Origin of the sequence: Zhenhengia yiwuensis, assembly GCF_014384995.1 — a bacterium.
GTDB lineage: Bacteria > Bacillota > Clostridia > Lachnospirales > Cellulosilyticaceae > Zhenhengia > Zhenhengia yiwuensis.
In genome coordinates this window covers 30229-55940 of record NZ_JACRSY010000014.1, presented here as the reverse complement: position 1 = coordinate 55940, position 25712 = coordinate 30229, and the positions used below count along the sequence as shown (strand labels likewise).

At 36.0% G+C, this 25712-nt stretch carries 27 protein-coding genes and 1 riboswitch; of the genes, 20 read left to right on the top strand and 7 right to left on the bottom strand.

What is annotated here, in order from left to right; genetic code table 11:
* Nucleotides 1–12: 12 nt before the first annotated feature.
* The 6 genes from H8718_RS10045 to H8718_RS10020 all read left to right on the top strand — a co-directional run bounded on the left by H8718_RS10045 (nucleotide 13) and on the right by H8718_RS10020 (nucleotide 6014).
* Nucleotides 13–1179: an AI-2E family transporter gene (locus H8718_RS10045; protein WP_249332774.1), complete on the top strand. Its 1167-nt coding sequence runs from the start codon at nucleotides 13–15 to the stop codon at nucleotides 1177–1179.
* A 155-nt stretch (nucleotides 1180–1334) separates the two neighbouring features.
* On the top strand, nucleotides 1335–2378 hold the full coding sequence (locus tag H8718_RS10040) for a PTS fructose transporter subunit IIC (protein ID WP_330597640.1): 1044 nt from the start codon (nucleotides 1335–1337) through the stop codon (nucleotides 2376–2378).
* 72 nt (nucleotides 2379–2450) lie between these two features.
* On the top strand, nucleotides 2451–2978 hold the full coding sequence (msrA, locus tag H8718_RS10035; protein WP_249332773.1) for a peptide-methionine (S)-S-oxide reductase MsrA: 528 nt from the start codon (nucleotides 2451–2453) through the stop codon (nucleotides 2976–2978).
* A 140-nt stretch (nucleotides 2979–3118) separates the two neighbouring features.
* Nucleotides 3119–3346 carry a hypothetical protein gene (locus H8718_RS10030; RefSeq protein WP_249332772.1) on the top strand — a complete coding sequence of 76 codons (228 nt, stop codon included), beginning with the start codon at nucleotides 3119–3121 and terminating at the stop codon, nucleotides 3344–3346.
* A gap of 122 nt (nucleotides 3347–3468) precedes the next feature.
* Nucleotides 3469–4398, top strand: coding sequence for an ATP-binding cassette domain-containing protein (locus tag H8718_RS10025; protein WP_249332771.1), 930 nt, complete (start codon nucleotides 3469–3471; stop codon nucleotides 4396–4398).
* Nucleotides 4392–6014 (top strand): ABC transporter ATP-binding protein, encoded by a 1623-nt coding sequence (locus H8718_RS10020; protein ID WP_249332770.1) that lies wholly within the window; start codon nucleotides 4392–4394, stop codon nucleotides 6012–6014. Before H8718_RS10025 ends, H8718_RS10020 begins: the two co-directional genes overlap by 7 nt.
* A gap of 92 nt (nucleotides 6015–6106) precedes the next feature.
* On the opposite strand, the gene H8718_RS10015 is transcribed toward H8718_RS10020, so the two are convergent.
* Nucleotides 6107–6511, bottom strand: a complete 405-nt coding sequence (locus tag H8718_RS10015; protein ID WP_249332801.1) for a pyridoxamine 5'-phosphate oxidase family protein — start codon at nucleotides 6509–6511, stop codon at nucleotides 6107–6109.
* Nucleotides 6512–6643: 132 nt separating this feature from the next.
* Between H8718_RS10015 and H8718_RS10010 the strand changes: the two genes are divergently transcribed.
* A complete protein-coding gene (locus H8718_RS10010) occupies nucleotides 6644–6967 on the top strand; it encodes a winged helix-turn-helix transcriptional regulator (protein WP_249332769.1) in 324 nt (107 codons plus the stop codon).
* 141 nt (nucleotides 6968–7108) lie between these two features.
* On the opposite strand, the gene H8718_RS10005 is transcribed toward H8718_RS10010, so the two are convergent.
* Complete coding sequence (locus H8718_RS10005; RefSeq protein WP_249332768.1) at nucleotides 7109–9382, bottom strand: hypothetical protein; 2274 nt, start codon at nucleotides 9380–9382, stop codon at nucleotides 7109–7111.
* A 214-nt stretch (nucleotides 9383–9596) separates the two neighbouring features.
* Between H8718_RS10005 and H8718_RS10000 the strand changes: the two genes are divergently transcribed.
* The 13 genes from H8718_RS10000 to H8718_RS09940 all read left to right on the top strand — a co-directional run bounded on the left by H8718_RS10000 (nucleotide 9597) and on the right by H8718_RS09940 (nucleotide 21747).
* Nucleotides 9597–11507, top strand: a complete 1911-nt coding sequence (locus H8718_RS10000; RefSeq protein ID WP_249332767.1) for a hypothetical protein — start codon at nucleotides 9597–9599, stop codon at nucleotides 11505–11507.
* Nucleotides 11504–12160: a hypothetical protein gene (locus H8718_RS09995; protein WP_177671739.1), complete on the top strand. Its 657-nt coding sequence runs from the start codon at nucleotides 11504–11506 to the stop codon at nucleotides 12158–12160. The genes H8718_RS10000 and H8718_RS09995 overlap by 4 nt, the downstream gene beginning before the upstream one ends.
* 124 nt (nucleotides 12161–12284) lie before the next feature.
* Complete coding sequence (locus H8718_RS09990; RefSeq protein ID WP_249332766.1) at nucleotides 12285–12548, top strand: cupin domain-containing protein; 264 nt, start codon at nucleotides 12285–12287, stop codon at nucleotides 12546–12548.
* Nucleotides 12549–12778: 230 nt separating this feature from the next.
* Nucleotides 12779–13399 (top strand): hypothetical protein, encoded by a 621-nt coding sequence (locus H8718_RS09985; RefSeq protein WP_249332765.1) that lies wholly within the window; start codon nucleotides 12779–12781, stop codon nucleotides 13397–13399.
* An 80-nt stretch (nucleotides 13400–13479) separates the two neighbouring features.
* A complete protein-coding gene (locus H8718_RS09980; protein ID WP_249332764.1) occupies nucleotides 13480–14325 on the top strand; it encodes a sensor histidine kinase in 846 nt (281 codons plus the stop codon).
* Between the two features lie 91 nt (nucleotides 14326–14416).
* On the top strand, nucleotides 14417–14911 hold the full coding sequence (locus tag H8718_RS09975; protein WP_177671743.1) for an NfeD family protein: 495 nt from the start codon (nucleotides 14417–14419) through the stop codon (nucleotides 14909–14911).
* A gap of 21 nt (nucleotides 14912–14932) precedes the next feature.
* A complete protein-coding gene (gene floA / locus H8718_RS09970; protein ID WP_249332763.1) occupies nucleotides 14933–15922 on the top strand; it encodes a flotillin-like protein FloA in 990 nt (329 codons plus the stop codon).
* Nucleotides 15903–16286 (top strand): hypothetical protein, encoded by a 384-nt coding sequence (locus H8718_RS09965; protein WP_249332762.1) that lies wholly within the window; start codon nucleotides 15903–15905, stop codon nucleotides 16284–16286. Before floA ends, H8718_RS09965 begins: the two co-directional genes overlap by 20 nt.
* Nucleotides 16286–17026, top strand: a complete 741-nt coding sequence (locus H8718_RS09960; protein WP_177671746.1) for a LytR/AlgR family response regulator transcription factor — start codon at nucleotides 16286–16288, stop codon at nucleotides 17024–17026. Before H8718_RS09965 ends, H8718_RS09960 begins: the two co-directional genes overlap by 1 nt.
* A 9-nt stretch (nucleotides 17027–17035) precedes the next feature.
* Nucleotides 17036–17383 carry a hypothetical protein gene (locus tag H8718_RS09955; RefSeq protein ID WP_249332761.1) on the top strand — a complete coding sequence of 116 codons (348 nt, stop codon included), beginning with the start codon at nucleotides 17036–17038 and terminating at the stop codon, nucleotides 17381–17383.
* Nucleotides 17384–17606: 223 nt separating this feature from the next.
* Nucleotides 17607–18179, top strand: a complete 573-nt coding sequence (locus H8718_RS09950; RefSeq protein ID WP_177671748.1) for a manganese efflux pump MntP — start codon at nucleotides 17607–17609, stop codon at nucleotides 18177–18179.
* 769 nt (nucleotides 18180–18948) lie between these two features.
* Entirely contained in the window at nucleotides 18949–21072 is a 2124-nt protein-coding gene (locus H8718_RS09945; RefSeq protein ID WP_249332760.1) for a glycoside hydrolase family 31 protein, read from the top strand.
* A gap of 42 nt (nucleotides 21073–21114) precedes the next feature.
* A complete protein-coding gene (locus H8718_RS09940) occupies nucleotides 21115–21747 on the top strand; it encodes a DUF305 domain-containing protein (protein WP_249332759.1) in 633 nt (210 codons plus the stop codon).
* A 150-nt stretch (nucleotides 21748–21897) separates the two neighbouring features.
* On the opposite strand, the gene H8718_RS09935 is transcribed toward H8718_RS09940, so the two are convergent.
* Genes H8718_RS09935 through H8718_RS09915 form a run of 5 tightly spaced genes read right to left on the bottom strand, consistent with a single transcriptional unit; the run spans nucleotide 21898 to nucleotide 25380 of the window.
* Nucleotides 21898–22749 (bottom strand): ATP-binding cassette domain-containing protein, encoded by an 852-nt coding sequence (locus H8718_RS09935; RefSeq protein ID WP_249332758.1) that lies wholly within the window; start codon nucleotides 22747–22749, stop codon nucleotides 21898–21900.
* Nucleotides 22750–22753: 4 nt separating this feature from the next.
* On the bottom strand, nucleotides 22754–23536 hold the full coding sequence (cbiQ, locus tag H8718_RS09930) for a cobalt ECF transporter T component CbiQ (protein WP_249332757.1): 783 nt from the start codon (nucleotides 23534–23536) through the stop codon (nucleotides 22754–22756).
* 3 nt (nucleotides 23537–23539) lie between these two features.
* Nucleotides 23540–23827: an energy-coupling factor ABC transporter substrate-binding protein gene (locus H8718_RS09925; RefSeq protein ID WP_249332756.1), complete on the bottom strand. Its 288-nt coding sequence runs from the start codon at nucleotides 23825–23827 to the stop codon at nucleotides 23540–23542.
* A 2-nt stretch (nucleotides 23828–23829) separates the two neighbouring features.
* Nucleotides 23830–24570: an energy-coupling factor ABC transporter permease gene (locus tag H8718_RS09920; RefSeq protein ID WP_177671755.1), complete on the bottom strand. Its 741-nt coding sequence runs from the start codon at nucleotides 24568–24570 to the stop codon at nucleotides 23830–23832.
* A gap of 27 nt (nucleotides 24571–24597) precedes the next feature.
* Nucleotides 24598–25380 carry a sirohydrochlorin cobaltochelatase gene (locus tag H8718_RS09915; protein ID WP_249332755.1) on the bottom strand — a complete coding sequence of 261 codons (783 nt, stop codon included), beginning with the start codon at nucleotides 25378–25380 and terminating at the stop codon, nucleotides 24598–24600.
* Between the two features lie 137 nt (nucleotides 25381–25517).
* Nucleotides 25518–25706, bottom strand: a riboswitch (cobalamin riboswitch).
* Nucleotides 25707–25712 lie beyond the last annotated feature (6 nt).

Below are 25712 nucleotides of genomic sequence, written 5' to 3'. Positions count from 1 at the left end.
AAGGATCAATAGATGCTAGAAAAGTTAAAGGCTTATAAAAAGTATTTTTTGGTAGGGCTTACATCGGTTGTCATAGGAAGTATTTTGATTGTCATTTTTAAGACAGTAGATAATGCACCTAATTTAATCATGACAATTTGGGAAGCTATTAAGAATTTCTTTGGTGTTATTTCTCCGGTTATAAATGCTTTTGTAGCTGCATATTTACTGTATTATCCTGTTGTATATATTGAGAATTGGATAAATAAAGGACTTGATAAACTTGTACCTAAAAGAGATAGAGAAAAACGTAAAGCGAGTATTAGACTTATAAGTGTAACGCTTATTTTTCTAGCTGTAATAGGACTTATTGCAATGATTATCAACTTTATCATCCCACCATTGTTTGACAATATTAAAATTCTAATTCGTTCTATTCCTAAGTATGAAGCACAGTTTAATATATGGATGAAAGAAATAGGAAAAGTTTTAAATACCTTAAATGTGGATATAACCAATATTAATATCTTTAATTATGTTAAAGGCTTCCTTGTTGATGGAGGGCAGTTACTGATTAATAGTTTGGGTGGGCTGATTTCTTCTTTTAGTTCTTTTGTAATAGATTTAGTTGTATCGGTGATTTTAACGTTCTATTTCCTTAAAGATAAGGAAAAACTTTTTGCTATGATTAGTAAATTTGGAACTATTGTATGTACACCAAAGGTAAAAGATAATATAATTGATTTTGTCAAAACGTTAGATGATGTGGTTGGAAAGTATTTATTGGGTACAATACTGGATTCCTTTATTGTAGGGGTTGTATCGGTACTACTTATGATACTTATTAAACATCCATTTGCTATTTTAATAGGAGTTGCAGCGGGATTTACAAATGTTATTCCATATGTAGGACCTATTGTAGGTTCGGGACTTGCGTTTGTACTCGGAGCTTTTACAAATTTTGGATTAGGTATAACAGGAGCTGTACTTCTTTTACTTTATCAACAAATTGATGGTAATATTGTTCAACCTAAAATAGTAGGGGACAAGGTAGGACTTCTACCAGTGTGGATCTTAATAGCTGTTTTAATTGGAGGGAGTTATTTTGGAGGTATAGGAATGATAGCTTCCGTACCAACAGCTGCACTGATAGGTGTCTATATAGATCGTTTATATAAATGCAAAATAGGTAAAAAGTAAACAAGACAGTACTGCATCGCAGTAGGGGCGAGATATTTTAGTGGTTTAAAATATCTCGCCCCTAACTGTGCGGGTTGAAGCTGTTTTTGTATATATAATAATGAATGCTGACATCATGAAAACAAAAGTGGACGGCATGAATGAGGAGAGACAAAATGAAAAAAGAATCAATAGGGCAAAAGATTTATCGCAATTTGATGGATGGCATCACACATATGCTTCCGTTTGTCATTGGCGGGGGACTTCTGATTGCATTAGCATTTTTATTTGATGACTATGCAATAGATCCGTCTAACTTTGGTTCAAATACACCGTTATCTGCTTTTCTTAAGCAAATCGGGGATTTAACCTTTGGATTTATGCTACCTGTTTTTGCAGCTTACATTGCAGTAAGTATAGCAGGTCAACCAGGTATGGTAGTTGGTTTTATTGGCGGAGTATTGGCTCAGCAAAGTGGGGCAGGCTTCCTTGGAGCTTTACTTGCAGGTTTCATAGCAGGATACATAGTGGTTTTACTTGAAAAAGTGCTTTGCTTTATTCCTAAGTCTTTAGAGGGCTTAAAACCTATGTTGCTTTATCCTTTATTAGGACTTATATTAGTAGGTGCAGTTATGACGTTTGTGGTTAACCCGCCTGTTACAATGCTTAATACTATGATTACTGAAACTTTAACGGGTATGGGGGCATCAAGTCAGATTTTACTTGGTATCGTACTAGCAGCTATGATGGCAGTAGATATGGGAGGACCTTTAAATAAAGGGGCTTACATGTTTGCAGTTATCTGTTTTGATGCAGGCAACTATGCGGCTATGGCGGCAGTTATTATTGGTGGTATGGTGCCAGCTACAAGTATTGCACTTGCAACTACATTATTCAAAAATAAATTTACTAAAAAAGATAGAGAAGCAGGACTTACAAACTATATATTAGGTCTTTCATTTATTACAGAAGGAGCTATTTCCTTTGCGGCAGCAGATCCGTTTCGTGTATTACCTTCAGTAACGGTGGGTTCAGCAGTAGCAGGGGGACTTGCTATGTTCTTTGGATGTGCATCCAGAGCACCGCATGGTGGTATTTTTATCCTTCCAGTTATTGAAAATCCTATAGGATTTGTGATTGCTTTTTTAAGTGGTGTAGTGGTTGCAGCACTCATGATTGGATTCCTTAAAAAAACTGTAGTAGAGGAAGAAGTACAATAGATAAGAAATTTAAGATCAAGAAGTTAAAGGAATAAAAAGTAAGAAAGAAATTAGAGTAGAGGGGGGTTAGAAATGGGTAAATTACAAAAAGCGATTTTTGCAGGTGGATGTTTTTGGTGTATGATTAAGCCTTTTGATAAGTATGAAGGTGTAAAAAGTGTATTATCAGGTTATACGGGAGGATATGTAGAAAATCCTACTTATGAGCAAATTAAAACTCAGACTACAGGACATAGAGAAGCAGTAGAAATTACTTTTGATGAAGACAAGATAAGTTTTGAAATGCTAGTAGATATTTTCTTTAAGGTTATCGATCCGACAGATGAGGCAGGACAGTTTATTGATAGAGGTGAAAGTTATACAACAGCAGTATTCTATCAAGACGAAAACCAAAGAGACATTGTAGAGAGATACATTAAAGAGCTAGATGCGAGTGGTAAGTTTAGCAAACCTGTTGTCACAAAAGTACTACCTGCTATGCCTTTCTATTTAGCAGAAGAATATCATCAGGATTATTATAAAAAGAATCCTGATGCTTATCAAAAAGAATATATAGAATCTGGACGAGCTGATTTTATTAAACAAACTTGGACAGATTAAAATCTAAGAGCTTCGGCTCTTATTTTTTTATTCATAAATAAATAAAACAATATTGCGTAATTATATTGACAACGAAACAATGTTTCTTTGGTATTATTTTAGAATTCAAACAATTGAATCATATGAAGGGGGAGGATTAAATGAAAGAACTTTTACTTAATAAAAAGAAGCAGTTTGCAATTTATATCATTGCCTGTTTCTTACCAGTAGTAGATAGCCTTATACGTATGGGGCTATTTGGAATGATGTTTGAGGTTCTAGATAAAAAAGATATTATACTTTTTAGATGGATTGTCATCTTGGCTATAGGGGCATCTGTTTTAGCAGGTGGGTTACACATTGCAAGTAGATTAATTTTAATGGATTAGAGATTTTAAAGCTTAATAATATAGAAGATAAGTTCTTAGATAAGAGTTTAGAAGCTATTAATAAAGTTGAAAAGAGAAAAGTTGCTTTTAATATTTACAGTGAACAGCAACGTAGTTTAATGATGTTTGCAAGTTACATTATATTAGTAGGTGTTGTTGTTTATGTAGGTATTAAGATGGCTAATGGAGGGAACTTAGGGATACAAATGATAACCGTACAGCTTTGTAGCAGTTTGATATTCCCTCTTGTAGAGATACTACCACGTTTTAATGTAATTAAGTCTTCTAAGCGTATCTTTGATAAGATTACACGGAAGGAAGGCTGCTCTGTAAATGAAAATAAAGAAGGGTTAACATTTGACTTTAATCAGGTTATAGAAGTAAAGGATTTAAGCTTTAGTTATGAGGCAGGCAAAATTTTAGAGGAGGCACAGTTTACCATAGAAGCGGGTAAGAAGTATCTCATTAAAGGGGTAAGTGGTGCGGGCAAATCTACTTTGATGAAGCTATTATCTATGATTTATGATGACTATGAGGGAAGTATTGTGGTAGATGGAAAAGATTATAAGGCTATTGGGGAAAGTGATTTTAACAATCAGGTAGCCTTTGTGTACCAAGATGTATTTCTCTTTGAAGATACTATTCATAACAATATTAGCCTTTATAAAGATATACCTACCCAGAAGGTATTAGAAGCAGCCCATAAAGCGGGGCTTGATGACTTACTTGAAGGGAAGGATGGTCTTGAAACCATGCTTTTAGAAAATGGTAAGAATCTTTCAGGTGGACAAAGACAAAGAATTTCTATAGCAAGGGCCTTAGCGAAAAATGCAAAAATTCTTTTTGTAGATGAAGGAACTTCAGCTCTCAATGAAGAGATGGGGAGAAAAATTGAGCAGGAACTTCTTGGTTTAGATTGTACTGTAGTAGCCATTAGCCATCGCTACTATGAAGGGATAACACAAGAGTATGACTATGTATTAGAGCTTAAGAATCGAAAAGTTCATACGTACAGTGCAAAAGACTACTTTGGGGAGGTGGTTGTATGTTAAAGCAATTGTTTAAGGCACTGCCTATATTATGTATAGCACTAGTGAGTGCAGGAGTACTTGCCATAGTAGACTCTTATACTTTTATTAAAATGAAAGAGCTTATGGATATTGCGTTAAGTGGTGATATGACCCATTTTAAAGAAACAGCTGGCGTGTTGATTTTGATGGCTGTATGTCTTGTACCTTTATGTATTTTAACAGCAGTTACAAGAGCTTTATATAAGAGACGGGCGAACCTTAATATGAAGCGCTACTATGTAAAAGGTGTTTTCGGTAAAAATATTAGTGAATTTCATAAAGAGAATAACGCTAAATATATTTCTAGCTTAACAAATGACTTTAACCTGTTAGAGGTCAATCTAACTGATAGTATCTATGAAATTGGAGTATGTCTACTTAACTTTTTTGCAGGTATTTGGATGATTGCTACAGTTACACCTTGGGTGATTTTATTAGCATTAGGTGTTATGTGTTTAAGTATTATTTTCTCTATGGCGACTTCTAAACCTGTTTCTGGGCATATGAAGGAGCGCAGTAATTTATTCGAGGGTTATACTTCTTATACTAAAGAAGTGTTATCAGCTTTTCATATTATTAAGAGTAACAACTTACGTGAACGTGTACAAAATAGTTTTAATGAAAAGAGCGAAGAGGTTCAGCAAAAAGGATATGTTATAGATAAGATTCTTTCTTACATCCAAGCTTCAGAAAATGCTTTAATGAACTTAATGATGTATACAGTATGTGCCGTATGCGGATTTATGGCTATTAAAGGAACCATTACTATAGGTGGTGTATTCCTTGTCGTGCAAGGATTTCAAAAGGTTATGTGGCCTGTTATGAATATAACTGAGCAGTTGCCAAAGATTTTTACAGTTAAAGACTTAATGAAAAAGATTGAAGAAACCCTTAAAAATGAAGATAACTATAAAGAGACTGTAGCCTTTAAGGATTTTAAAGAAGGTATCATCCTTGAAAATGTAGACTTTGGTTATGAGGAGTCTGATAAGATACTTGAGAATGTACAGCTAGAACTTAAAAAAGGTGGGAAATATCTCATTGTAGGGCCAAGTGGAGGTGGGAAGTCTACACTACTTAAACTTCTTAGAAAGTACTTTAACCCTACAAAGGGTGAAATTCTAATTGATGGGCATAGCCTAAAGGATATTAAAAAACAAGACTTCTTTTCACAGGTAGCCAATGTAGAACAACAGGTATTCATCTTTGAAGATACCTTGAGAAATAACATTACCCTTTATAAGGATTATAGTGAAAAAGAGATTGAGGAGGCCCTTAAGAAGGCGGGGCTTACAGACTTTGTAGCAAGTTTGCCTGATGGATTAGATACTATGATTTATGATAATGGTAAGAACATATCAGGAGGGGAAAGAAGCAGAGTGGTTATTGCAAGAGGGCTTCTAGCACATGCAAGTATTATCTTCCTAGATGAAGCCTTTGCAGCACTTGATATGGAAAGGGCAAAGGAAATAGAACAAAGTATACTAGCCTTAGAAGGCGTAACAGTTATTAATGTAAGTCATGTACTTTTTAAAGATACGAAGCATCGCTATGATAAGGTGCTTAAAGTCAATCATCAACAAGTAGTGAGTATGTAGAAATATGAACTACCTAGGAGATTAGTTGTTTTAGTAAATGATATAGCACCTCTAAGCGTTAAGAGGTGCTATATGTATAGTTATATCTTAATTTATAATACATATGTCTTAGGTGGATTTCCTGAAAAATCAGCTATCACAGCATTTGCTTCATCAAGGTAGAAAATCTCGAAAATAGGATTTTCTGCTGTTTGATAGAGAGATTTTACAAGTGGGCTTGCTTCAATGATCGCTTTCTTAATTTCTAAATCATTAGAGAATGTTACCTTCCCACTTAATCGCATCCAAGCAAAAGTTGAGCTTGATGTTACTATTTCTACATAAGGAGTATTTTGCATTTCTTTATAAACTTCTTTTGTATTATTTGTGCAGAAGTATAGTTTGCCACCTTGCTCAAGCATAAATTGAAAAGGTCTTACTTTTGGTTTACCATCTAAACCTACTGTAGCAAAATATTGTACTGGATTTTCATTTAAGAATTGTATCACTTCATTCATTGTTAATACCTTCCTATTCATTTTATTGCCACCGGTTGCTTATGAATTTATAATAATATTAAAAGTATCGTTTGGAAAGTAAGCACTTTAAAGTGCTATAGGTACCTAAAAGAAACTATTGGAGGATGAGTGATGCAACGACTTTTACCACCTTGCCCTATTGAAACAACGCTATATCTTATTGGTGATAAATGGAAAGTTTTAATTTTAAGAGACTTACTTTCAGGAACTAAACGTTTTGGAGAGTTAAAAAGCTCCATAGGAAATATTAGTCAAAAGGTATTAACGCAGAATTTACGTGCTATGGAAGCTGATGGACTTGTGATACGCCAAGTTTACCCTGAGGTACCACCTAGAGTAGAATATTCATTAACTGAGTTAGGCTATAGCTTACAACCTGTTATGGATGCACTATGGAAATGGGGAGAACATTATCAGAGCATGTATAAGGATTAAAATCTGGGTCTTAAAAAGAGCCCCCTTCTATCGAAGGAGGCTCTTTTTAATGTTGAAATTTATGTGCAATAAATAGATCTATTTATATTTGAAGTTAAGAAGTAGTATGTATAAAATAATATATCTAAGATAATAGCTTAATTATTTTTGAATTGTATAAAGTCCAGGGACTAGTTCAAGTGTACGGTTCCACTCTGGAATGTGGAGCGTAACAGGTGTTTCTAAGCGAATAATGACTTCGTTTACAAGTGCTTCAGAAGGCATAATCGTAAGGTGGTTATCTGTAAGGGATATCTTACAGTTATAGTGAAGCAATTCGTCTTCTTCTTGGTGAATGTAGGATTTGGTGAGCGCAACTTCTTCAAGGCACTTAAAGTGCTCGTGGACATCATTATCACAGGCACCGCCTTGGTAGATACCATCTGTCATGTTTCTATCTGGGTAGGCGTAGCCCATGCTAACTATGGCTGGATCTGTATGCCACCAATCCGATACCATATCAATATATTGTTCACCTATAACTTGTTTAACCATTTTGCCTTTGCCAGGGCGCATTTCATCTGGAACGAATACGTCAGCTTCTATGTAAGGGTCTGTGGCAAAGGCCCATCTTAATTTACCTGTCTGATGGTCGATAACTTGCATGCAGGCACCAAGTGTATCCATAAGGTCAGTGAGGTAACATTTTTCACCTGTTAAGCGATATAAGTAGTAAGTTGCGTAGTTTTTCCAAGAAGTCCAGCCATGTGGGCTTGTCATTAGGCCTTGTAAAATCATAACGTCATACATGCTCTCCCAAAATCTAAGGGTAGCACCGCGCATACGGCAGTCAGGGATTTGGGTAAGTTCTAAGCAGCGGTGTTTATCTAACATATAGCGTGCAGCTTGGATATAAGGTGTAGGGTCTACGTGGTCATCTGGGACTTGCTCTTGCTGGATAAGAGCAAACATGCCAAGCTGCAGGCTACTACAAGAAATCATACCATCTTCAAAGGTCATCTCTCCTTCAGTTTGTATGTTATCTTTGAACTTCTCTAAATCATCTATAGCACATTTAGCACTTTCGTAGTGAATAAGAGCGCGTTCCTTATAAACAGGCTCCGCTCTAGAAATTTCTGCTAGATAAAGTTCAAGCATAGCCTTAGCAATGTAAATGACACAAGTATAATGTACACCGTAGCCACAGCGGTAAGCACCATCGTCACTTTGGTGTTTCATAACATGGCTTGCAAGTTTGTCCGCTCTATCTAGATAAAGAAGGTTACCGGTAGCTTCATAGGCATCTACAAGGAGCCCAATCATCTGGGCCCAGTTTTGGATGCGACCTGGAAGGGCAGCTTCGACAGGGATATCCTCATGGAGCATAACTTGATAAACCTCTTCAAATTTTTGCTCTAGAGCTTCATCAAGCTCAGGCTGTGGATGATACTTCCTAGCTAAGAAGGCAGAGAAAAAGCCATACCAGGATTCTGTATGCGTAGTAGCTTTCTGCTTATAAGTAAGGGCAGCTTTACGTGCCTCATCTAGATAATAAGACCAAGGCTGGCGTACATAAATCAGTGCCTCATTTATCTTATCTTGGTGAGAGGAAAGGACTTGCCATATACCGTATTCATCTAGTGTAACGCAAGTTGTATCTGTATAAACCTTTCCACTTGGGGCCTTAAAGGTGAGAGCGCCAAAGGAAGTTGCTGTAGCTTGTTCACCTAGTTCATAAGTGTATTTATCCATTTTAATGCTAGCCATACCTATGTAATGCTCTAAAGTAGGAAGTAATTCTTCCTCTGTTTCTACATGTGCAAGTAATATACGAAAGATTTTAGATTCTCTAGCAGGTATACAACTAAGAGATTGAGGGTGACGTATGGGGAGAGGTCCTTCATTTAGTAAATCCAAACTCGTTGTGTAAATACGATGCCCCGTATCACTGTATACTGGGTCATAGTAAGCACGCGAGTAACTATGATGCCAAGAAGCTATAGGGTCTTTGGATGCAAGAGCTAGTAGGCTTCCTTTTGGTGAACGCATGTATCCCCAAGCATGTGTGCTTTCACAACGTATCATAGTAGGGAAGAAGCGGTTATCCCAGTCAGGGAACTTTTCCATATAAGTATCAATACCTAACCTGAGTTCGAGCCTTTTAGGAGTAAAATCATGATCAGAGTGATTTTGCACAAATAATGTAAGTTCTAGTTGGTAGTTGCTTTCTTCATAATGCATATCAAAGAGTAGATTATTGTAGGTGCCTTTCAAACTTCCAATAGCTGGATGAAACTTAACTTTAATAGGCTCACTATCTTCTTTGGTCCATATAAAAACACTTGGGCCGCTGTACTCATCTTGCCTAAATTTAATTTCTAAATCATTTTCCCAAATTAATTTGTTGATGCTTCCATCTAAATTATAGGTAATCATCGGTTATAAATCCTCTCATAAGTGTTTAAATATAATAAATTTTAACATAAAATTATTAAATAAACAAAAAAATAACACCGAATAACAGTATACTTCTTAACAAAATATAAGAATTCTTAAAGAAAGCTTAAGAAAAATATACGGTCTTTTATAAGAACTGGCTTTTATAATAAGAGGTAAGAGATGTTATTTTTAATGAAAAGTAGGTGATAAAATGCCAAAAGGAACTTGGCTAAGCACTAAACTAGAAAAAGCTTACCAGAAACATAGCGTGAAAAAAGAGCAGCAATTTTATCAGAATATGTTACGTGGAAATGACTATAGAGGAACAGATATTATTTTTAATCAGAATACACTTGCATGGCTTGTAGTAATTGTAACAGTATTTTTACAGCTTATATCACTGGCCACTACTTATGAAGGGAGTAAAGTTTACTTTGGTGGGGTCAACTTACCATTTAAATTAAGTGCACCTCTTCTATTTGCATTAGCTATTCAGCTGATTGTATTTTGTATGAGTCATACGATTAGAAAGTACTTTAAGATATGGTTCATTATGATTTTGGTCATGGCCACAGCGTGTTCAACCTATTTTTCATACATAGGTATTTATAACCACATTAATTCACCAGTGGATTATTTAGAGGAACGTTACAAACAGATTTATGGCAATATGTCACAGAAGTATCAGCTTGTGAAAGACCAGTCAGAAAATGAAATGAAAGGCTATATATTTGATTTAGTAGGTGAAATTAATAAGTCGTACAGTAGCCTATCTAAACAAGTAGAAGAAAATAAGGTACTGGAAGAGAAGATTAATGGTATTAAGGTAAGTGGAGGGAAGATTAATGCTCAGACTAATGCCATTAAAAAGCCTAATATTAACAATTATGGAGATAATCTAGATAAGTATTATGAAGATATGGCTAAGTATAATGCTGCTGTAGGAACTATGATTACAGACACTACTAAGCAAGATGCTGATCTTAAAAATGAGCTTTATGAAAATGAGGTTAAGGCTATCTTAGGTGGGCAAAGCAAAGAGGAGTTCATTAATAAGAGTATAGAAGCAGAGACGAATAAAGAGCAGATTCAAAAGATTGTAGCATCCATGTATAAGCTTGTAGAACCTGAGGGAACAGAGACAGCCTTTGATAAACAGATGGATGCTATTCAAGATTATGCTCTTGGTTTCATGATGAGAGGAGAAGGGGATAGAAGTATTTTTTCTACATTATTAACCAATCTTTATACGGGTGTAAGTGGATTAGATGCAGAGGAATCTGCCAAGTTTAAAGAGAACCTTAATCATTTCTTAGCATTAAGAGCTGCAGATGAGGTGATTATGCAGCCTCTTGAAGTAGTTCAAAAGCAAGTTATGCCAGATGGTATTATAAGAGAAGAAGATGCTATGACACTCTATACCCAGATGCAGTCGGAGATTAAAAATGCAGCTTATCTCCTTAATCAAACAGGAAATTTAAAAGAGCAAATTAACTTAACAGATTCTGAATATGTTATGCATAACCTATATGTACTGCCTGTTAAGAACTTATTGGAGCCAGGTAGTTCAAAAGCAATGGCGTGGTTCTGTATTGCTTTTGCCGTACTTATTGATGGGCTTACTCTGCTCTTTGCACTGATGCAAGGGAGGGAGAAGACACCTCTTTTTGCTAAGAAGAATAGAGACATTGTAGGTAGGTCGAAAGAGGCTATAGAAGAGCTCCTTATTGCTACCATTATGGCAGGAGATACACAATGTAAGGAAGATGAGCGCCTAGGGCATACGCTTTTGGCGATTGAGAGCTTCCTTAAGCACTTTGAGATTATTCCAGAAGGCATTGAAAGTGGTTACTCCATGTGGTGTCCACTTGAAAAATTAGACAAGTATAATGCTTTTGTGGCTGTATTATGCCAATTTAACTTAGCAAGCATCCTTTCAGGTCAGGAGATGTATCTGACGGGAGAAGGGAATTATGATACAGATGAAAAGTATCTTCTCATTAAAACGAAGTTTATCATTTGGGCAAATCAAAAAATGTCGGATCTTGCTTTAAGACTTGAATACATTAAGAACCTTCATGAAATAGATCAAAACTATAGCGTAGAGGGGGATGTATCATGATTCTATTTGTAGAATTACTAGCGCTTTGCATGGGGCTTACTGTTTTTACGATGCAGCACAAATTCAGGCAGAAAATTAGCCTAGTAGGAAGTAAGGTAGTTTACTGGTGTACATTACTTTTTGTAAGTATCATCTTTAACAGTATCCTTTTTGCCATGTACCCAGAAAGTTATAACATTGCAAGTTACCTTAATTTTAGTACGCTTTTAGCACTATTAGGCACTACTGTAGGATGCTTGATGGTGCAAATAATTGCACCATCTAAACCTTTTAAAAGATGGATGAAGAAGTTTAATAAACAAAAAGGGAATGAGGAATCTACAGAAGAGGTCATTAAAATTAAGGAACAAAGTAACTATCTTAAGGAGCTTCATTTTGAAACCTTTTTAGAAACACTTTGTTGGCTAGCTATTGTTTTTACAGTAGCTTTAGAAATTTTTATGAACCTACTTAGAATGGTATTTCAGACTGAAGCTATTGATATAAGTCTTAGTAAAATGGTATGCCTCATGATGATGATGACAGTGCCTGTCATTGTAAGACAGATTGTATTTTATCTTTACTCCATAAGAGGCATGAAAGAAGAACAGGACTTATCAGAAGTAGAGGTTAAGTTTTATCATAAATTAAAGAAGAATAATAGCAAACTCTAGATTAAATTATCATAGAAAATTCTAGGCTAATAAATGCAATATACACATAATTAAAAATTAAAAAGGTTAATTTGAGAGAAAGAAACCATAATAAAAAAGAGAATGCTAGAAAGGAGGAGAGAAAATGGTTGTTATTGTGAGAAAACCTAGCCCAGAAGAAGAACAGGAAATGAAAAACTGTCCGACTTGGAGCTGTGAAGTTTCAGAATTTGAATGGGATTTTGAAGAAGAAGAGGTTTGTCTTATTTTAGAAGGTGAAGCAACGGTTACTTATAATGGTGAAGCTTATCAATTTGGAGCTGGAGATTATGTGATTTTCCCTAAAGGAATGAAATGTCATTGGAGTGTAACAAAACCTATTAAAAAACATTACAAACATAATGATTAAAAGAGAAAAAGGGTTCTAGAAAAAATCTAGAACCCTTTTTATTTGGAGGTTGACACTTGAGATTAGAAATAGATTTGTATAAGACTGAATGTAGTATATGGAGATAATCAAAATATTATGTAGGAGAGGGATTACTTTTATAATAACTTAAATATATATTTATAATAGAAGCAGACTGCGTTATAATTCGAATAAGAATATTATGAAAATTTTAATTAGGGGGGGATAATATGAAGCAGATAGGTTTGGTGATTATCAGTGCACTTCTTCTAACTCAAACATTACAAGCTTGCTGGATTTATAGTACACCACAGGAGAGAGTAAATAGGGCAGATATGATTGCTATTGTAGAGTTGGTGGGCCAGAGCGGTACTGTAGATAAAGGAGAGTACTTTGTAGGGCGTGACCAATCAAAGACATATATGAGAAAAGATACAGTATGGGAAGTAAAAGTGGATCAAGTCATTAAGGGATTTCATATAGGAGAATCATTACATATACTTACGGATGGTATGAGAGATAACAAGGTGAAGATGAGTACTGATTTTTATTTAGATGAAGAGATGGATCAGTATGCGATTGTATATTTAAACAGCCGTAAAGAAGGCTATTATGTAGAAGAACCTGCAGATGTGGTACCTCTTAAACAAATTATAGATGGTGACCTTGAGGCCACTTTGCAGCAAGAGAATTTATTAGATAAACCTCTTAGAAGTGAACAGACTCAAGAAGATTGGGTAACCTATCAGCAACTTCTGTTAGAACTTGAAGAAGAGAGACAAGGATTATTTTCCATTAAGATAAGAGAAGGGATAGACAACCTCTATCATTTCCTAGAACAGATTGGCTAATGCCTGTTATGTGGGAAGACAAAATTTTAGAAGTGTACTATAATTAATTTTAAAATTAAAAGTTAAGAGGGGAACTATACATGAATCTTAAGAAGCTTTTACAAGCCTCTTTTCTTATCAATCTCATTCAAATTATTTTAATTCTTATCATTATTTTTTTTATGACTTATACACCGAGTAAGGAGATGTATGTACTCCTTTATACAACGGGGATATTGACAGTATTTAATAGTACCTTATCTGTACTTGGTTATTACTTTATTTTGTATAAAAAGGAAAAGGAAGATGTATCAGAAACGATTAAAAATTTAGAGCGTTTTAATTCGACTTTAAGGGAGCAAAGGCATGACTACTTGAATCATATTCAGGTCATCTATGGACTTATGGAACTCGAAGAATATGAGGAAGCTAAAAAGTATATGGAACCTGTATATAAGGATATTCTAAAGGTCAGCAAAGCACTTAGAACAGCTCAGCCGGCAGTAAATGCCCTACTTCAGGCAAAGCTTCAAATGGCGGAAAAAGATGCTATAGATATGTATTTAGAGATTAAGTCAGACCTAAAATACATTCCGATGGAGGGGTGGGAGTTATGTAAGGTGCTTTCTAACTTAATTGATAATGGTATGACTGCGCTCAAACAGCTAGACTATGGACGTAATTTGTATATTGATATTACAGAAGATGAACTGTATTATACCTTTTACATTTATAATAATGGACCTGTTATAGAAGAAGAGGCTATACCTAAGATTTTCATAGAAGGCTACTCTACAAAGAAAGAAGAAGGGCATGGGATGGGTCTTTATATTACAAAGCGCATTGTAGAAGCGGTAAAAGGGACTATTCAAGTCGAGTCTAGAGAGGGAAAAACTTGTTTTAGCGTGAAGTTACCAAAGGATAGAGAGGAAAAACTGACAGTTTAGAGCTAAAAGTGTATAAATGGCAGCTTTCATATAGGCAGTAGGCCTTAAAAAACATAAGATAGAAGTATAAAATATAAAGGAGGAGGATAAGATGCTAATAAGTTTATTAGATGGACTTACACTTTTTAGTATTATTCTACTTATTGTAGGATTTGTTCTAATAGGCATCGAGCTGACGGCTCCAGGTATATCTGTACCAGGTGTAGCAGGTACTATTTGTCTTGGTATAAGTGTCATTTTAACAGCAGATACCATAGAAGAAGGTGTCATTATGACCCTGTGTATTTTAGCTGTTCTGGGACTTATGCTGGGTATTATGCTCTGGTTACTTGCAAAGGGCAAGCTTGTAAAACCTATTATTCTAACAGATGAACAGAAGAAGACAGAAGGTTATATTAGCTCATCAGACTTAGAGTACTTATTAGGGAAGGAAGGTATTGCACTAACTGACCTAAGGCCTTCTGGTGTAGGAAGTTTTGACGGTGTGAACTTTGATATTATATCTGAAGGACAATATGTACTAAAAGGTACTGAAATTGTAATTTGTAAAGTAGAAGGCTCAAAACTCGTTGTAAAAGTAAAATAATAAGATAAAGGGGAGAGATAAATGGATAGTGTTATTAGAAGTGTTATTATCATTGGTATTGTAGGTTTATTAATTATAGGTTTCTTCGTATTTGTACCAGTAGGGCTTTGGATTTCCTCACTGGCAGCGAATGTTAAAGTAAGTATTTTCAACTTAATTGGTATGAGACTTAGAAGAGTTATACCAAACCGTATCGTATTACCACTTATTAAATCTACTAAAGCAGGTATTGGTCTTAGCGTTAATCAGCTAGAAGCGCACTACTTAGCTGGTGGTAATGTAGACAGAGTGGTAGATGCACTGATTGCCGCAGAACGTGCTGGTATTGAGCTTCCTTTTGAAAAGGCAGCAGCTATTGACCTTGCGGGACGTGATGTACTTGAAGCTGTAAAAATGAGTGTTAACCCAAAAGTTATTGAAACACCAAATGTATCAGCAGTAGCTAAAGACGGTATTGAACTTCTTGTTAAAGCAAGGGTAACAGTAAGAGCTAACCTTGAAAGATTAGTAGGTGGTGCTGGTGAAGCAACAGTACTTGCTAGAATCGGTGAAGGTATTGTAACAACAGTAGGTTCTTCTGTATCACATAAAGAAGTATTAGAAAATCCAGATGGTATTTCAAAAATGGTATTAGGAAAAGGTTTAGATGCAGGAACAGCCTTTGAAATTCTTTCAATTGATATTGCAGATATTGATGTAGGTAGAAATATTGGTGCACACCTTCAAACTCTTCAAGCAGAAGCTGATAAAAATATTGCACAGGCTAAAGCAGAAGAAAGAAGAGCTATGGCTGTAGCTAAAGAGCAAGAAATGCGTGCTTACGTTGTAGAAGCAGAAGCTGAAGTACCAAAAGCATTAGCTTATGCTTTAAGAGAAGGTAAAATGGGTGTTATGGACTACTATGACCTCCAAAACATTAGTGCAGATACACAAATGCGTCAAACAATCTCAACAACGGGAACTGGAAAGATGCCACTAGGAGGTGGTAAGGATGGCCAAAAACAATCTTAATTTCAGTGCTATGAGTAACCTCGTCACGGGGGGAGAAATACAATTGATGGAGATGAATCAAAAACTATTAACAGGTATGAACAACATGCCTGTTAAATTCTCTAAAAAATCATCTGCTAAAAAGAAAAAGAAACATAAAAAGCAAGGGGCACATGATATTTATCATGGAGGGGAAGAAGAGTCTAAAAAAGCACAGCCTGTAGAGAAGCGTCCAAGACCAGCCTATGAAGAGCTCCCTAGAAATACTGCACAGGAGCCAGTAGAAGTTGAAAGAACTTATTGGCAGGAAGCTATGGTGTTATCTGAACTACTTGGAACCCCAGTATGTAAGAGAAGAAATAGAAGGAGATCAAGCTATAGATAATGAGTATAAAAGTCTTATTAATAGAAGATGAGGTTGGGATAAGAACACTGGTAAGAAAGATTATAGAAAAAAATGAAGGGTTCAGCATAGTAGGAGAGTGTGACAATAGTACAGAAGGTATTAAACTATTTAATAAGCTTAAACCTGATGTAGTCTTCTTAGATGTTCAGCTTAGAGAAGGTGATGGGTTAAGCTGTGCTAGCATTATGGCGGACATCAATCCTAAGGCAAAACTTATTTTTGCTACAGCTCATAGTGAGTATATGCCAGAAGCCTTTTTAGTATATGCTTTTGATTACCTTATTAAACCTTTCAATGTAGAACGTGTCAACCATACATTAGAGCGTATCAAAGACCTTCAAAAGCCAGATGAAAAACCGACTATGGATAAGATCGTCAGATATGAAAAAGGACTTGAAAAGCTTCTTGTAAAGAGTAAAGAGAGTATGAGCTTTGTTACGATCAATGATATCATACTCATTCAAAGAGAGGACAATAGTACAGTTATCTATACTCAAAAAGACAGTTTTACTACCTCAGCTAGCTTATCTGATATAGAAGAAAAGCTAGATAAAGATCAATTTATCAGAAGCCATAAATCTTATATTATTAACCTATCACAGATTACAAAAATCCTGCCTTACGGCAGATGGACTTATATTGTGAAGTTTAAAGATATCGACAAAGATGCACTCATTACAAGTGAAAAGTATGAGGAGATTAAAAAGATGTTTTCATAGGGGGAGTGTATGAAGCAGATGATTAAAGCATTGTTAGGGATTTTATTAAAGGGATTATTACTTGCATTAATAATAGGTATTGTTATTGGTATCGCCAGTTTCTTTATGACATTTAGTGTAACTACAGTACTTTTAGGGGCAGGGCTTATTGTCATGTGTATTGGCTTGTCAAGTCTGAGAGGCAATGTTTCAGGTAGGACAGATATGCGTTATCTCCATGCTAGAAGTTCTGGTAGTACCAGAGGCTATGAATATGCTAAAGAGAACTTAGAACGCTTTGAGGAAGGATCTAACTTTGCAGTGATTATGGGTATTGCAGGTATAGCACTTATTCTCGTAAGTGTCTTTCTAAGCTAGGTAGGTTAATTGACTTTAAAAGTTTAATTGTTTATAATGAAAATAGTTACTTCATGAGGGAGTAGTTTGCTTATTGATATAAGTGGCAAGTCAACATAATGATTACGTAGTAATCTGGCTTGTCTTAAAGAACAAGACTCATGTATGGTTTATTTGCCATACATGGGTCTTTTATTTTTTGTCTAAAATAAGCATAAATCTGTGGTAAAAAGGAGAGGAAAGAATGGGATTTATCGAAATTATTTTAATCGGACTTGGTCTTAGTATGGATGCTGTAGCAGTATCTATGGCGAATGGTATGGCTTATAAGAATACCACTAAAGCAAAAACACTAGCAATGCCAATTCTCTTTGGGGTGTTCCAGGGGCTTATGCCACTTATCGGTTACTTTGCAGGGGGATTATTTGCGGATGTGATTAGTAAGTATGCGAATATATTAGTCTTTGTGATTTTAGGTTTTATCGGAGGGAAAATGCTTAAGGATAATCTAGGACATAAAGATGAGGAAGAGGCAGAAACAGAAAAAGATGTAGAATCAGAAGGGAAAGTACTTACTTATAAAACGTTATTTATTCAAGCTATAGCAACAAGTATTGATGCTTTTGCAGTTGGTATAGGCTTTAGTGCTATGCAGGTGAGCATCATTCCAGCAGTAAGCATTATTATGCTAACAACAGCCATATGCTGTCTTATAGCTATTTTGGCAGGTAAAAAGGTAAGTAGTTTACTAGGTGGAAAGGCAGAGATACTAGGCGGTCTTATTTTAGTAATCATTGCAGTTAAAGCGTTATTTTAATAATAAAAGCCAAGCTAAATACAGTCTCCCCCTTAAAATAGACTGTATTTAGCTTGGCTTTTTGTGTGGCATAAGTTAGCCTGTAACGGATTAAGTAGAGAGGCTTAAGACCAGGAAGTGGAGGGCTTTTCTATAGGCTAGTCATAGGTCGTAGGTGGGTATTGTCCGTAACTATCGTTTATAGGGATGCCTATGCATGTATAAAGGTGAGTTAGGAGGTAGCACGTAGAACGTATGAGGTTGCTGGAAGATAGGCTGATAGCTTCTTAATCTGCTGCCAGATACTTAGTGTAGTTACTTAGCGTAGGTTCAACCATAAGCTTGCTGCCACAATTCATGCCTATGGTATGGTGTAAGCAGTAGTAGCTAGAGCTAGAAGGGGGGACTAGCATTAGAACTATCTTGCTTACAATGTGTAAGATGTATCTACTACCTAGGATGTGTTTGCATTTTACATATACTATATAGTCCTATGTACTAGAAATTCTTCGATTTTTTTATAATTTTTTAATGAGATTACTTAATACACAAACAGCTGTATCTGAAAAAATGATTACTTTAGAGCGTTATTTTAATTTTAGAGTCTATGCCAATAGCTCCATAGGGCTTGTAAATAAAATAGTTTTAAGTAAATAAGAGATAGAGTGAGTAAAGCTGAGCTAAAGGAAAGCAAGACTGAGTTTTATTCTGTTAATTATAGTGTTTTTATAACATTCTTACTATGTTATACTAAGTGCATTAAAAATATAGAGTAGAGAGGATGAAGCATATGGAATTAGATGAAAAAGTAATCAAGTATACTTATGGGCAGCCTATTGAAACAGATGCAGTTGTATTAGGTAATATAAAAGTAGGAGAGAATCTATCATATTTAGCTTTAGAAGGCAAAAGTTTTAAATATAAACTGAAAAAGGACATACCTGTATATGGTTTAGGAGAAAGCGTAAGGGGCATTAATAAAAGAGGATGGATTTATGAAAGTTTTTGCTCCGATGATGATATGCATACAGAGACTAAAAGGTCTTTATATGCTGCACATAACTTTATTATCATAGCAGAAGAGAAGCCTTTTGGACTCTTTATAGATTACCCTGGTAGGTTAACTTTTGATATAGGGTACAGTCAGTTAGATGAATTAGTGATTATACCAGAAACCATGGATTTAGACCTATATATTTTAGAAGGAGATACCCTTCTTGATATAGTGAAGACTTTTAGGCAGCTTACAGGAGTAAGTTACATACCGCCTAGATGGGCATTTGGTTATCAGCAAAGTAGATGGAGTTATAAAACGAATGAGGAAGTAAGGGCTGTAGCAAAAGGCTTTAGAGATAATGGTATTCCGTTAGATAGCATTTATTTAGATATTGATTACATGGAGAGGCTTAAGGATTTTACTATAGATCGTGAGAAATTTCCTGATTTTGAAGAGCTTGTAGCGGAGCTAAAAAGGGATGGTATTAGACTCATTCCTATTATTGATGCTGGGGTAAAAGTAGAAGAAGGCTACAATATTTATGAAGAAGGGGTAGAAGGGGACTTCTTTGTAAGAGATGAAAAAGGGAATATCTTTGAAGGTGCAGTATGGCCTGGGAAGGTGCATTTCCCTGACTTTTTAAATAGTAAGGCAAGAGCATGGTTTGGCCAGCATTATGCATGCCTTATGGATAAAGGAATTGATGGCTTTTGGAATGATATGAATGAACCAGCTATTTTCTATACACCAAGAGCTATGGCACAGGCTATGCAGAAGGTAGAGGAAAGTAAGGATAAGAATATTGATCTCGGCACATTCTTCGGTATTAAAGATAGCTTTAGTCAAATCATGAATAAAGAGGAATACTTTAAAGAAATGCATCACGACATGGATGGCAAATGCGTCAGACACTATGATGTTCATAACTTATATGGGTACAATATGACAAGGGCAGCAGGAGAGGCTTTTGAAAAGCTTAGACCTTCAGAAAGGGTACTACTCTTTTCAAGGGCATCTTATGTAGGTATGCATCGTTATGGAGGGATATGGACTGGGGATAACCGTTCATGGTGGAGCCATTTACTGCTTAATATTAAGATGATGCCTTCTCTTAATATGTACGGGTTCCTATATAGTGGAGCAGATGTAGGTGGATTTAGTGATAATACAACAGAAGACCTTCTAACAAGATGGATTCAGTTTGGTATCTTTATGCCACTTTTACGTAATCATACAGCGGCATGGACAAGACAACAGGAGCCTTATGCTTTTGAGCATACAGAAAGGCTTAAAAAATGGATTAAATTGCGTTATGCACTAATTCCACACTTATATAGCGAGTATATGAAAGCTGCGTTAGAAGATGGCATGTACTTTAAACCGCTTGCCTTTGAATATGAAGATGAGTATGTAAGAGAAGTGGAAGACCAGCTTTTAGTAGGAGAAAGTCTTATGATTGCACCTGTATATGAGCAGAATAAGACTGGTCGTTATGTGTATTTACCAGAAGATATGTTGCTTGTTACGTTTGAGGATGAGAAAACTTACACACTAACTAAGATGACTAAAGGGCACCACTATGTAGCCTGTGATATGGACCAGCTCATTCTCTTTGTAAGACCGGGGCGTATGCTTTTATTAGGAGCGGCAGCAGATAGTACAAAAGATTTAGATATGACGAGCCTAACAGGAATTGCTTACTGCAAAGAAGTATGTCATCATACTTACTATGAAGATAATGGGATGGATAGACAGGTACATTTAGAGGGGCATGTAACAGAAGTTGAAATTAAAAAAGAAAATAATCATTTTAATATTAAATTGAAGAACGCACCTTGTTCTGTCCTTGAAAAATTAGCTTTAACACTTTTTGATAATGAAACAGAAACAATTACAGGTATACAATACGACATCTAGCGAATAATAAACAGGTATATTAGTTATAAGGAGCAAACTATAATGAACATACCTATGAAAAAAATCGCAATCATCTTACTTAGTTTGATGGTCGTTAGTACAGTAAGTTATGCTAAAGACCGACCTAAAGAAAATTATGAAGCTTATACAAAAACATATGGAAAAATACTAAAGACCATGCATAAGGAGCTAAAAAAAGCTCCTAAAACAGGAGATGTCACCATAGATTTTCTCTATGAGCTAAGTAGTCACCACAAAGGGACCTTGGCCATGGTAGAAAATGAGTTAACTAATGGAGATAATCCTGTTATTTGGCAGTTTGCTAGAGGTATTAAACGTACACATTATAAACGAAAAGATCAGATGGAGCTCCTTATTAAACAACTTAAGAAAGAAAAGCTAGTGGATAAGGAGAAAGAAGCACAGTATCTAGCTCAATATGAGGGTATTATAAGTGAAATGCTTAAAGAAATGGAAGAAGCAGATTGCACAGAAAATGTAGATAAAGCTTATCTGCTTCAGATGATAGCAAGTCATAAGGCAACCAACAAACTAGCTGAGCAGTTTGTGCAGTATAGTTCTAATATTACTGTACAGGAAATTGCCACTAAAATGATAGAGCGTCAGACGAAAGAATTGAAACAAATGGAGAAGTTTGTAAGAGAGATAAGGTAGATAGGAAGAAGAAAAAAGAGATATACCAAAACGAGTTCATGAACTGGCTTGGTATATCTCTTTCTTTATATGCTGCAATAGAAGATTCTTTTAGATAAAATGAAAAGAGCAAAAATAAAAGCGTACTGCTAATACAAATGCAGTACGCTTTTATTTTAAGTGAAATATACGACTAAGTTCCTTACGGGCGTGGGAGATGGAGACGGGTAAGCCTTCGATAGGAAAGCCATCCTTAGTCTTAAGGAGTTCCATAAGGTGCCCGATACGAGGTAGCCTTAAATGGATTTGGCGAAGTAGAGAAGGCTTGTTAAAAATTTCGTCAGGAGAGCCACATCCTACTATCTCACCTTGATTAAGTAAATAAATATAATCACAGTACATAGGTACAAGATCCATATCATGGGTAGCGATAAGGATTGCAATCCCTAAATCTTGTTGAAGCTCGCGAATAAGTTGCATGATTTCACTAACGCCTTGAGGGTCAAGCCCAGCTGTAGGTTCATCTAAAATGAGGACTTCAGGTTCCATAGCAATAATGCCTGCTAGGGCAACGCGTTTTTTCTGACCGTAGCTTAAGCTATGGGTGGGTTTTTGACGGAGCTCATAGGTACCTGTGCGTTTTAGAGCATTTTCTGTTCTAAGATGTGCCTCGCTTTCAGGAATACCTAGATTGACTACTCCGAAGGAGACATCTTGGTACACACTGGCTGAGAAAAGTTGGGTGTCAGGATCTTGGAATACAATACCTACAGACTGTCTAAGCTGGTTAAGAGACTTAGAGGAGTAGGAGATAGGTAGATTTTTATGATAGACCTGACCAGAAGTAGGTCTTAAGATACCATTTAAATTAAGAAATAAAGTAGATTTACCCGCTCCATTTCCACCAAGGATACCAGTTGTTTTTCCTTTTTGGATTTGTATAGATAGGTCCTTTAAAACAGGGGTACCATCAGGATAGTTGAAGCAAAGTTGTTTAGTCTCCATAATAATGTTTGCTGACATAGTGCTACCTCCCAAGTAAGAAATTTTCAAGTGCAATAAGTCCTAGGAGGATAGCCTCAAGTATAACAAAATAAAAATAGTTAATCCTTTTATAAGCATCTTCATTAAGGACTTTTAAAGAGCCTGCATACCCTCGGCATTCAAGCGCAGTATAGAGATTATTATTTATCTTAAGCGTGCGGATAAGAATAGTGCTTAGAAGCATGCCAAGTGACTTAATACCCAATCGAAAGCTTTTATAACCAAGTCTTGAAGCTTGCGCAGTGTGCATTGTAAAAGCTGTATCAATAAGAACAAAGATAAAGCGATAAATTAGGCTCATCATTTCTATAAGAAAGGTTGGACATTTAAATTTTTCAAATACCCGTAGAATATCTGTCATAGGGGTAGATAAGCATAAAAAATATAAGCAGCTTACGCTTGCAAATACCTTAAAGAACAGTATGCATACTGTTTGTAAGCTAGAACTTGTAATGCCCACATAAAAGTTACCTATAGGAAGTGATACTAAGTAAACAGAGGCATCACTGGAAAACTCAAATAATAAAGTAAGGATACTTAGTAGTAAAAAGGTAAGGGGGATCGTCATAAGTTTAAGGTATAAACTCATGACGATATGCCCTTTATAAATAGTAATCCAACCCATTAAGCCGATGACAAAGCAAAACATTACAATAGAGCTTGAACAAAGGCAGGTTATAAGGAGCAGAAAAGTGAGAAGAACTTTCTGAGTAGGATCAAGAGGTCTTAAGGCGGACATATAGGCATATTTATCAATATCTTTCATCGCTTAATCTTCTTTGGCTTTGCTGTGACCTTTAAGATAACCAAATCCGTAAGCTAGGATGCTTGCGCCAAAGGCTGCCTGAAGGGCAAAGAGTAAGCTTTCAATTTCACCACTAGCAGGTTCGATAAGCGGTTCGAACCAAGGTTCATAGTCTGTAGCGATTTGCGTGATAGCTGTTTCAGCCTCACCATCGGCTCCACCAAACTCCGCATTTTTTACAAGAAATAAAGGAGCAAAGCTAATAATTACAACAAGTACAATAAGTAAGACATTCATTTTTTTCTCAGACATCATTAATCCTCCTTTGAAAGTCTGCCTAAACTGATAAGACCTTCTTGGCTATATTTTTTAAGAGCGTTAATTACAACAACAGTTAAAAGGCCTTCGCTGATAGCTAGTGGTATTTGAGTCATAGCAAAAATTCCGAGGAACTTCAGAAGTGATTCCATAAAGCCACCAGTTTGGGCTGGAAAGGCGAGGGCGAGCTGAATAGATGTCATAACATATGTAAGAAGATCTCCTAACATAGCAGCTAAAAAGATAGCAAACCACTCAGGCATTTTAGTTTTACGAAGTAATTTATAGATAAAATAAGCTGCAAAAGGGCCTACGATTGCCATAGAAAATACATTAGCACCTAATGTAGTAATACCACCATGGGCCAAAAGTAGCGCTTGAAACAATAAGACAATACCACCAATAACTACCATTACAGTAGGCCCAAACAGAATAGCACCGAGGCCTACACCTGTAGCGTGGGAACAGCTTCCTGTTACAGAAGGAACTTTTAGTGCTGACAGTACAAAGGCAAAGGCACCAGCCATAGCAAGCACGAGTTTAGTTTTAGAGTCTTCTTGAAGTGTTTTTTTCATAGAAATAATACCTGCTATGAAAAATGGTAGGCATAAAATCCCCCAGCCAATACTCCAGCCTACAGGAAGGAAACCTTCCATAATATGCATAGCCTGTGTATTCATGGTGACTAATCCTGCTACAAAGCAAAATACTCCAAAAATCGGTAACTTTCTTTTCATGATTACATCTCCCTTTTATGATACATTTTAAAATGAATTAATGCAGTCTAAGGCATGATTTACAAAGAGTTTTTGAATTTCTTTATTTTCACCAAGTCCTTGTAACAAGATTTTAGACTGAATTCCATGGTTTGATAGGATAACCTTCCAAGAATCTTCTTCGTCTCCAGCCATATCGTTGATGGCATGGTCACCTGCCACAAGCATAAAAGGTGCGAGGTAAACCTGAGTTATACTGTCTTTTTGAAGTTTATAAAGTACTTCATCAAGTGTAGGATAGCCTTCCACAGTGCCTACATAAATAGGCGCGCCTAAATGATGGAACATATATTCCAGAGCGCAGTAGGCGGAAAAGGACTCATGGTAAGTACCATGCCCCATAAAGACTACACCTTCATGTTCTTTAAGTTTAGGCAAGCTGTTTAAAGTAGCAGAAACAGCGGCTTTGTAATCATCAATAGTCGTTAAAAGAGGTCTACCAAAATGGAGTTTTTTAAACTTCGCCTTAAAAGGTTCAATCTGCCTTTTAAGTTTGTCATACTCTTCTCCACAAATAATATGTAGAGATTGAATCAGCACCTCATCATAACCAGCTTCATAGATTTTCTGTAGGGCCTGGGAAGCATTATCAATATATAAACCGTCCCTAGAAGCAAGCTTGCGAATAATCATTTGTGAGGTGTAGGCCCTAAAGAAATCATAATCTTTAAAGGTTTTATGGAGTAGATTTTCGCAAGGTTCGATTGTTTTTTTTCGTGTGTCTTCATAGCTCGTGCCGAAGCTCACAACAAGTAAAGCTTTTTTTGACATAATCAGTCTCCTTCTTTGTTGAGTTTTAAATCGCAAGAAGGAAGGCAATAAAAAAAGCTCCCCCGAAGGAGAGCTTATGTATATTTGTGCATAACAAAAAAAGCACAAAATACATATTACCTCCTTTCCCACCGAAAGGGTAATTCTCATTTTAGGTAGGTCTCCTGGCTGACGTATCATCCCTCTTATTCACCTTCCCATACAAAAAGTACAGTGGTTAAGGCAAGCCTTACGAATAAGAAGTCCTCGTCTACAGTAGCGGGGGCTGCAGTGTATCACACGTTTCCTTATTAAGCTAAAGTAGCGCCTAAAATGTCTTTGCTTAAATATAT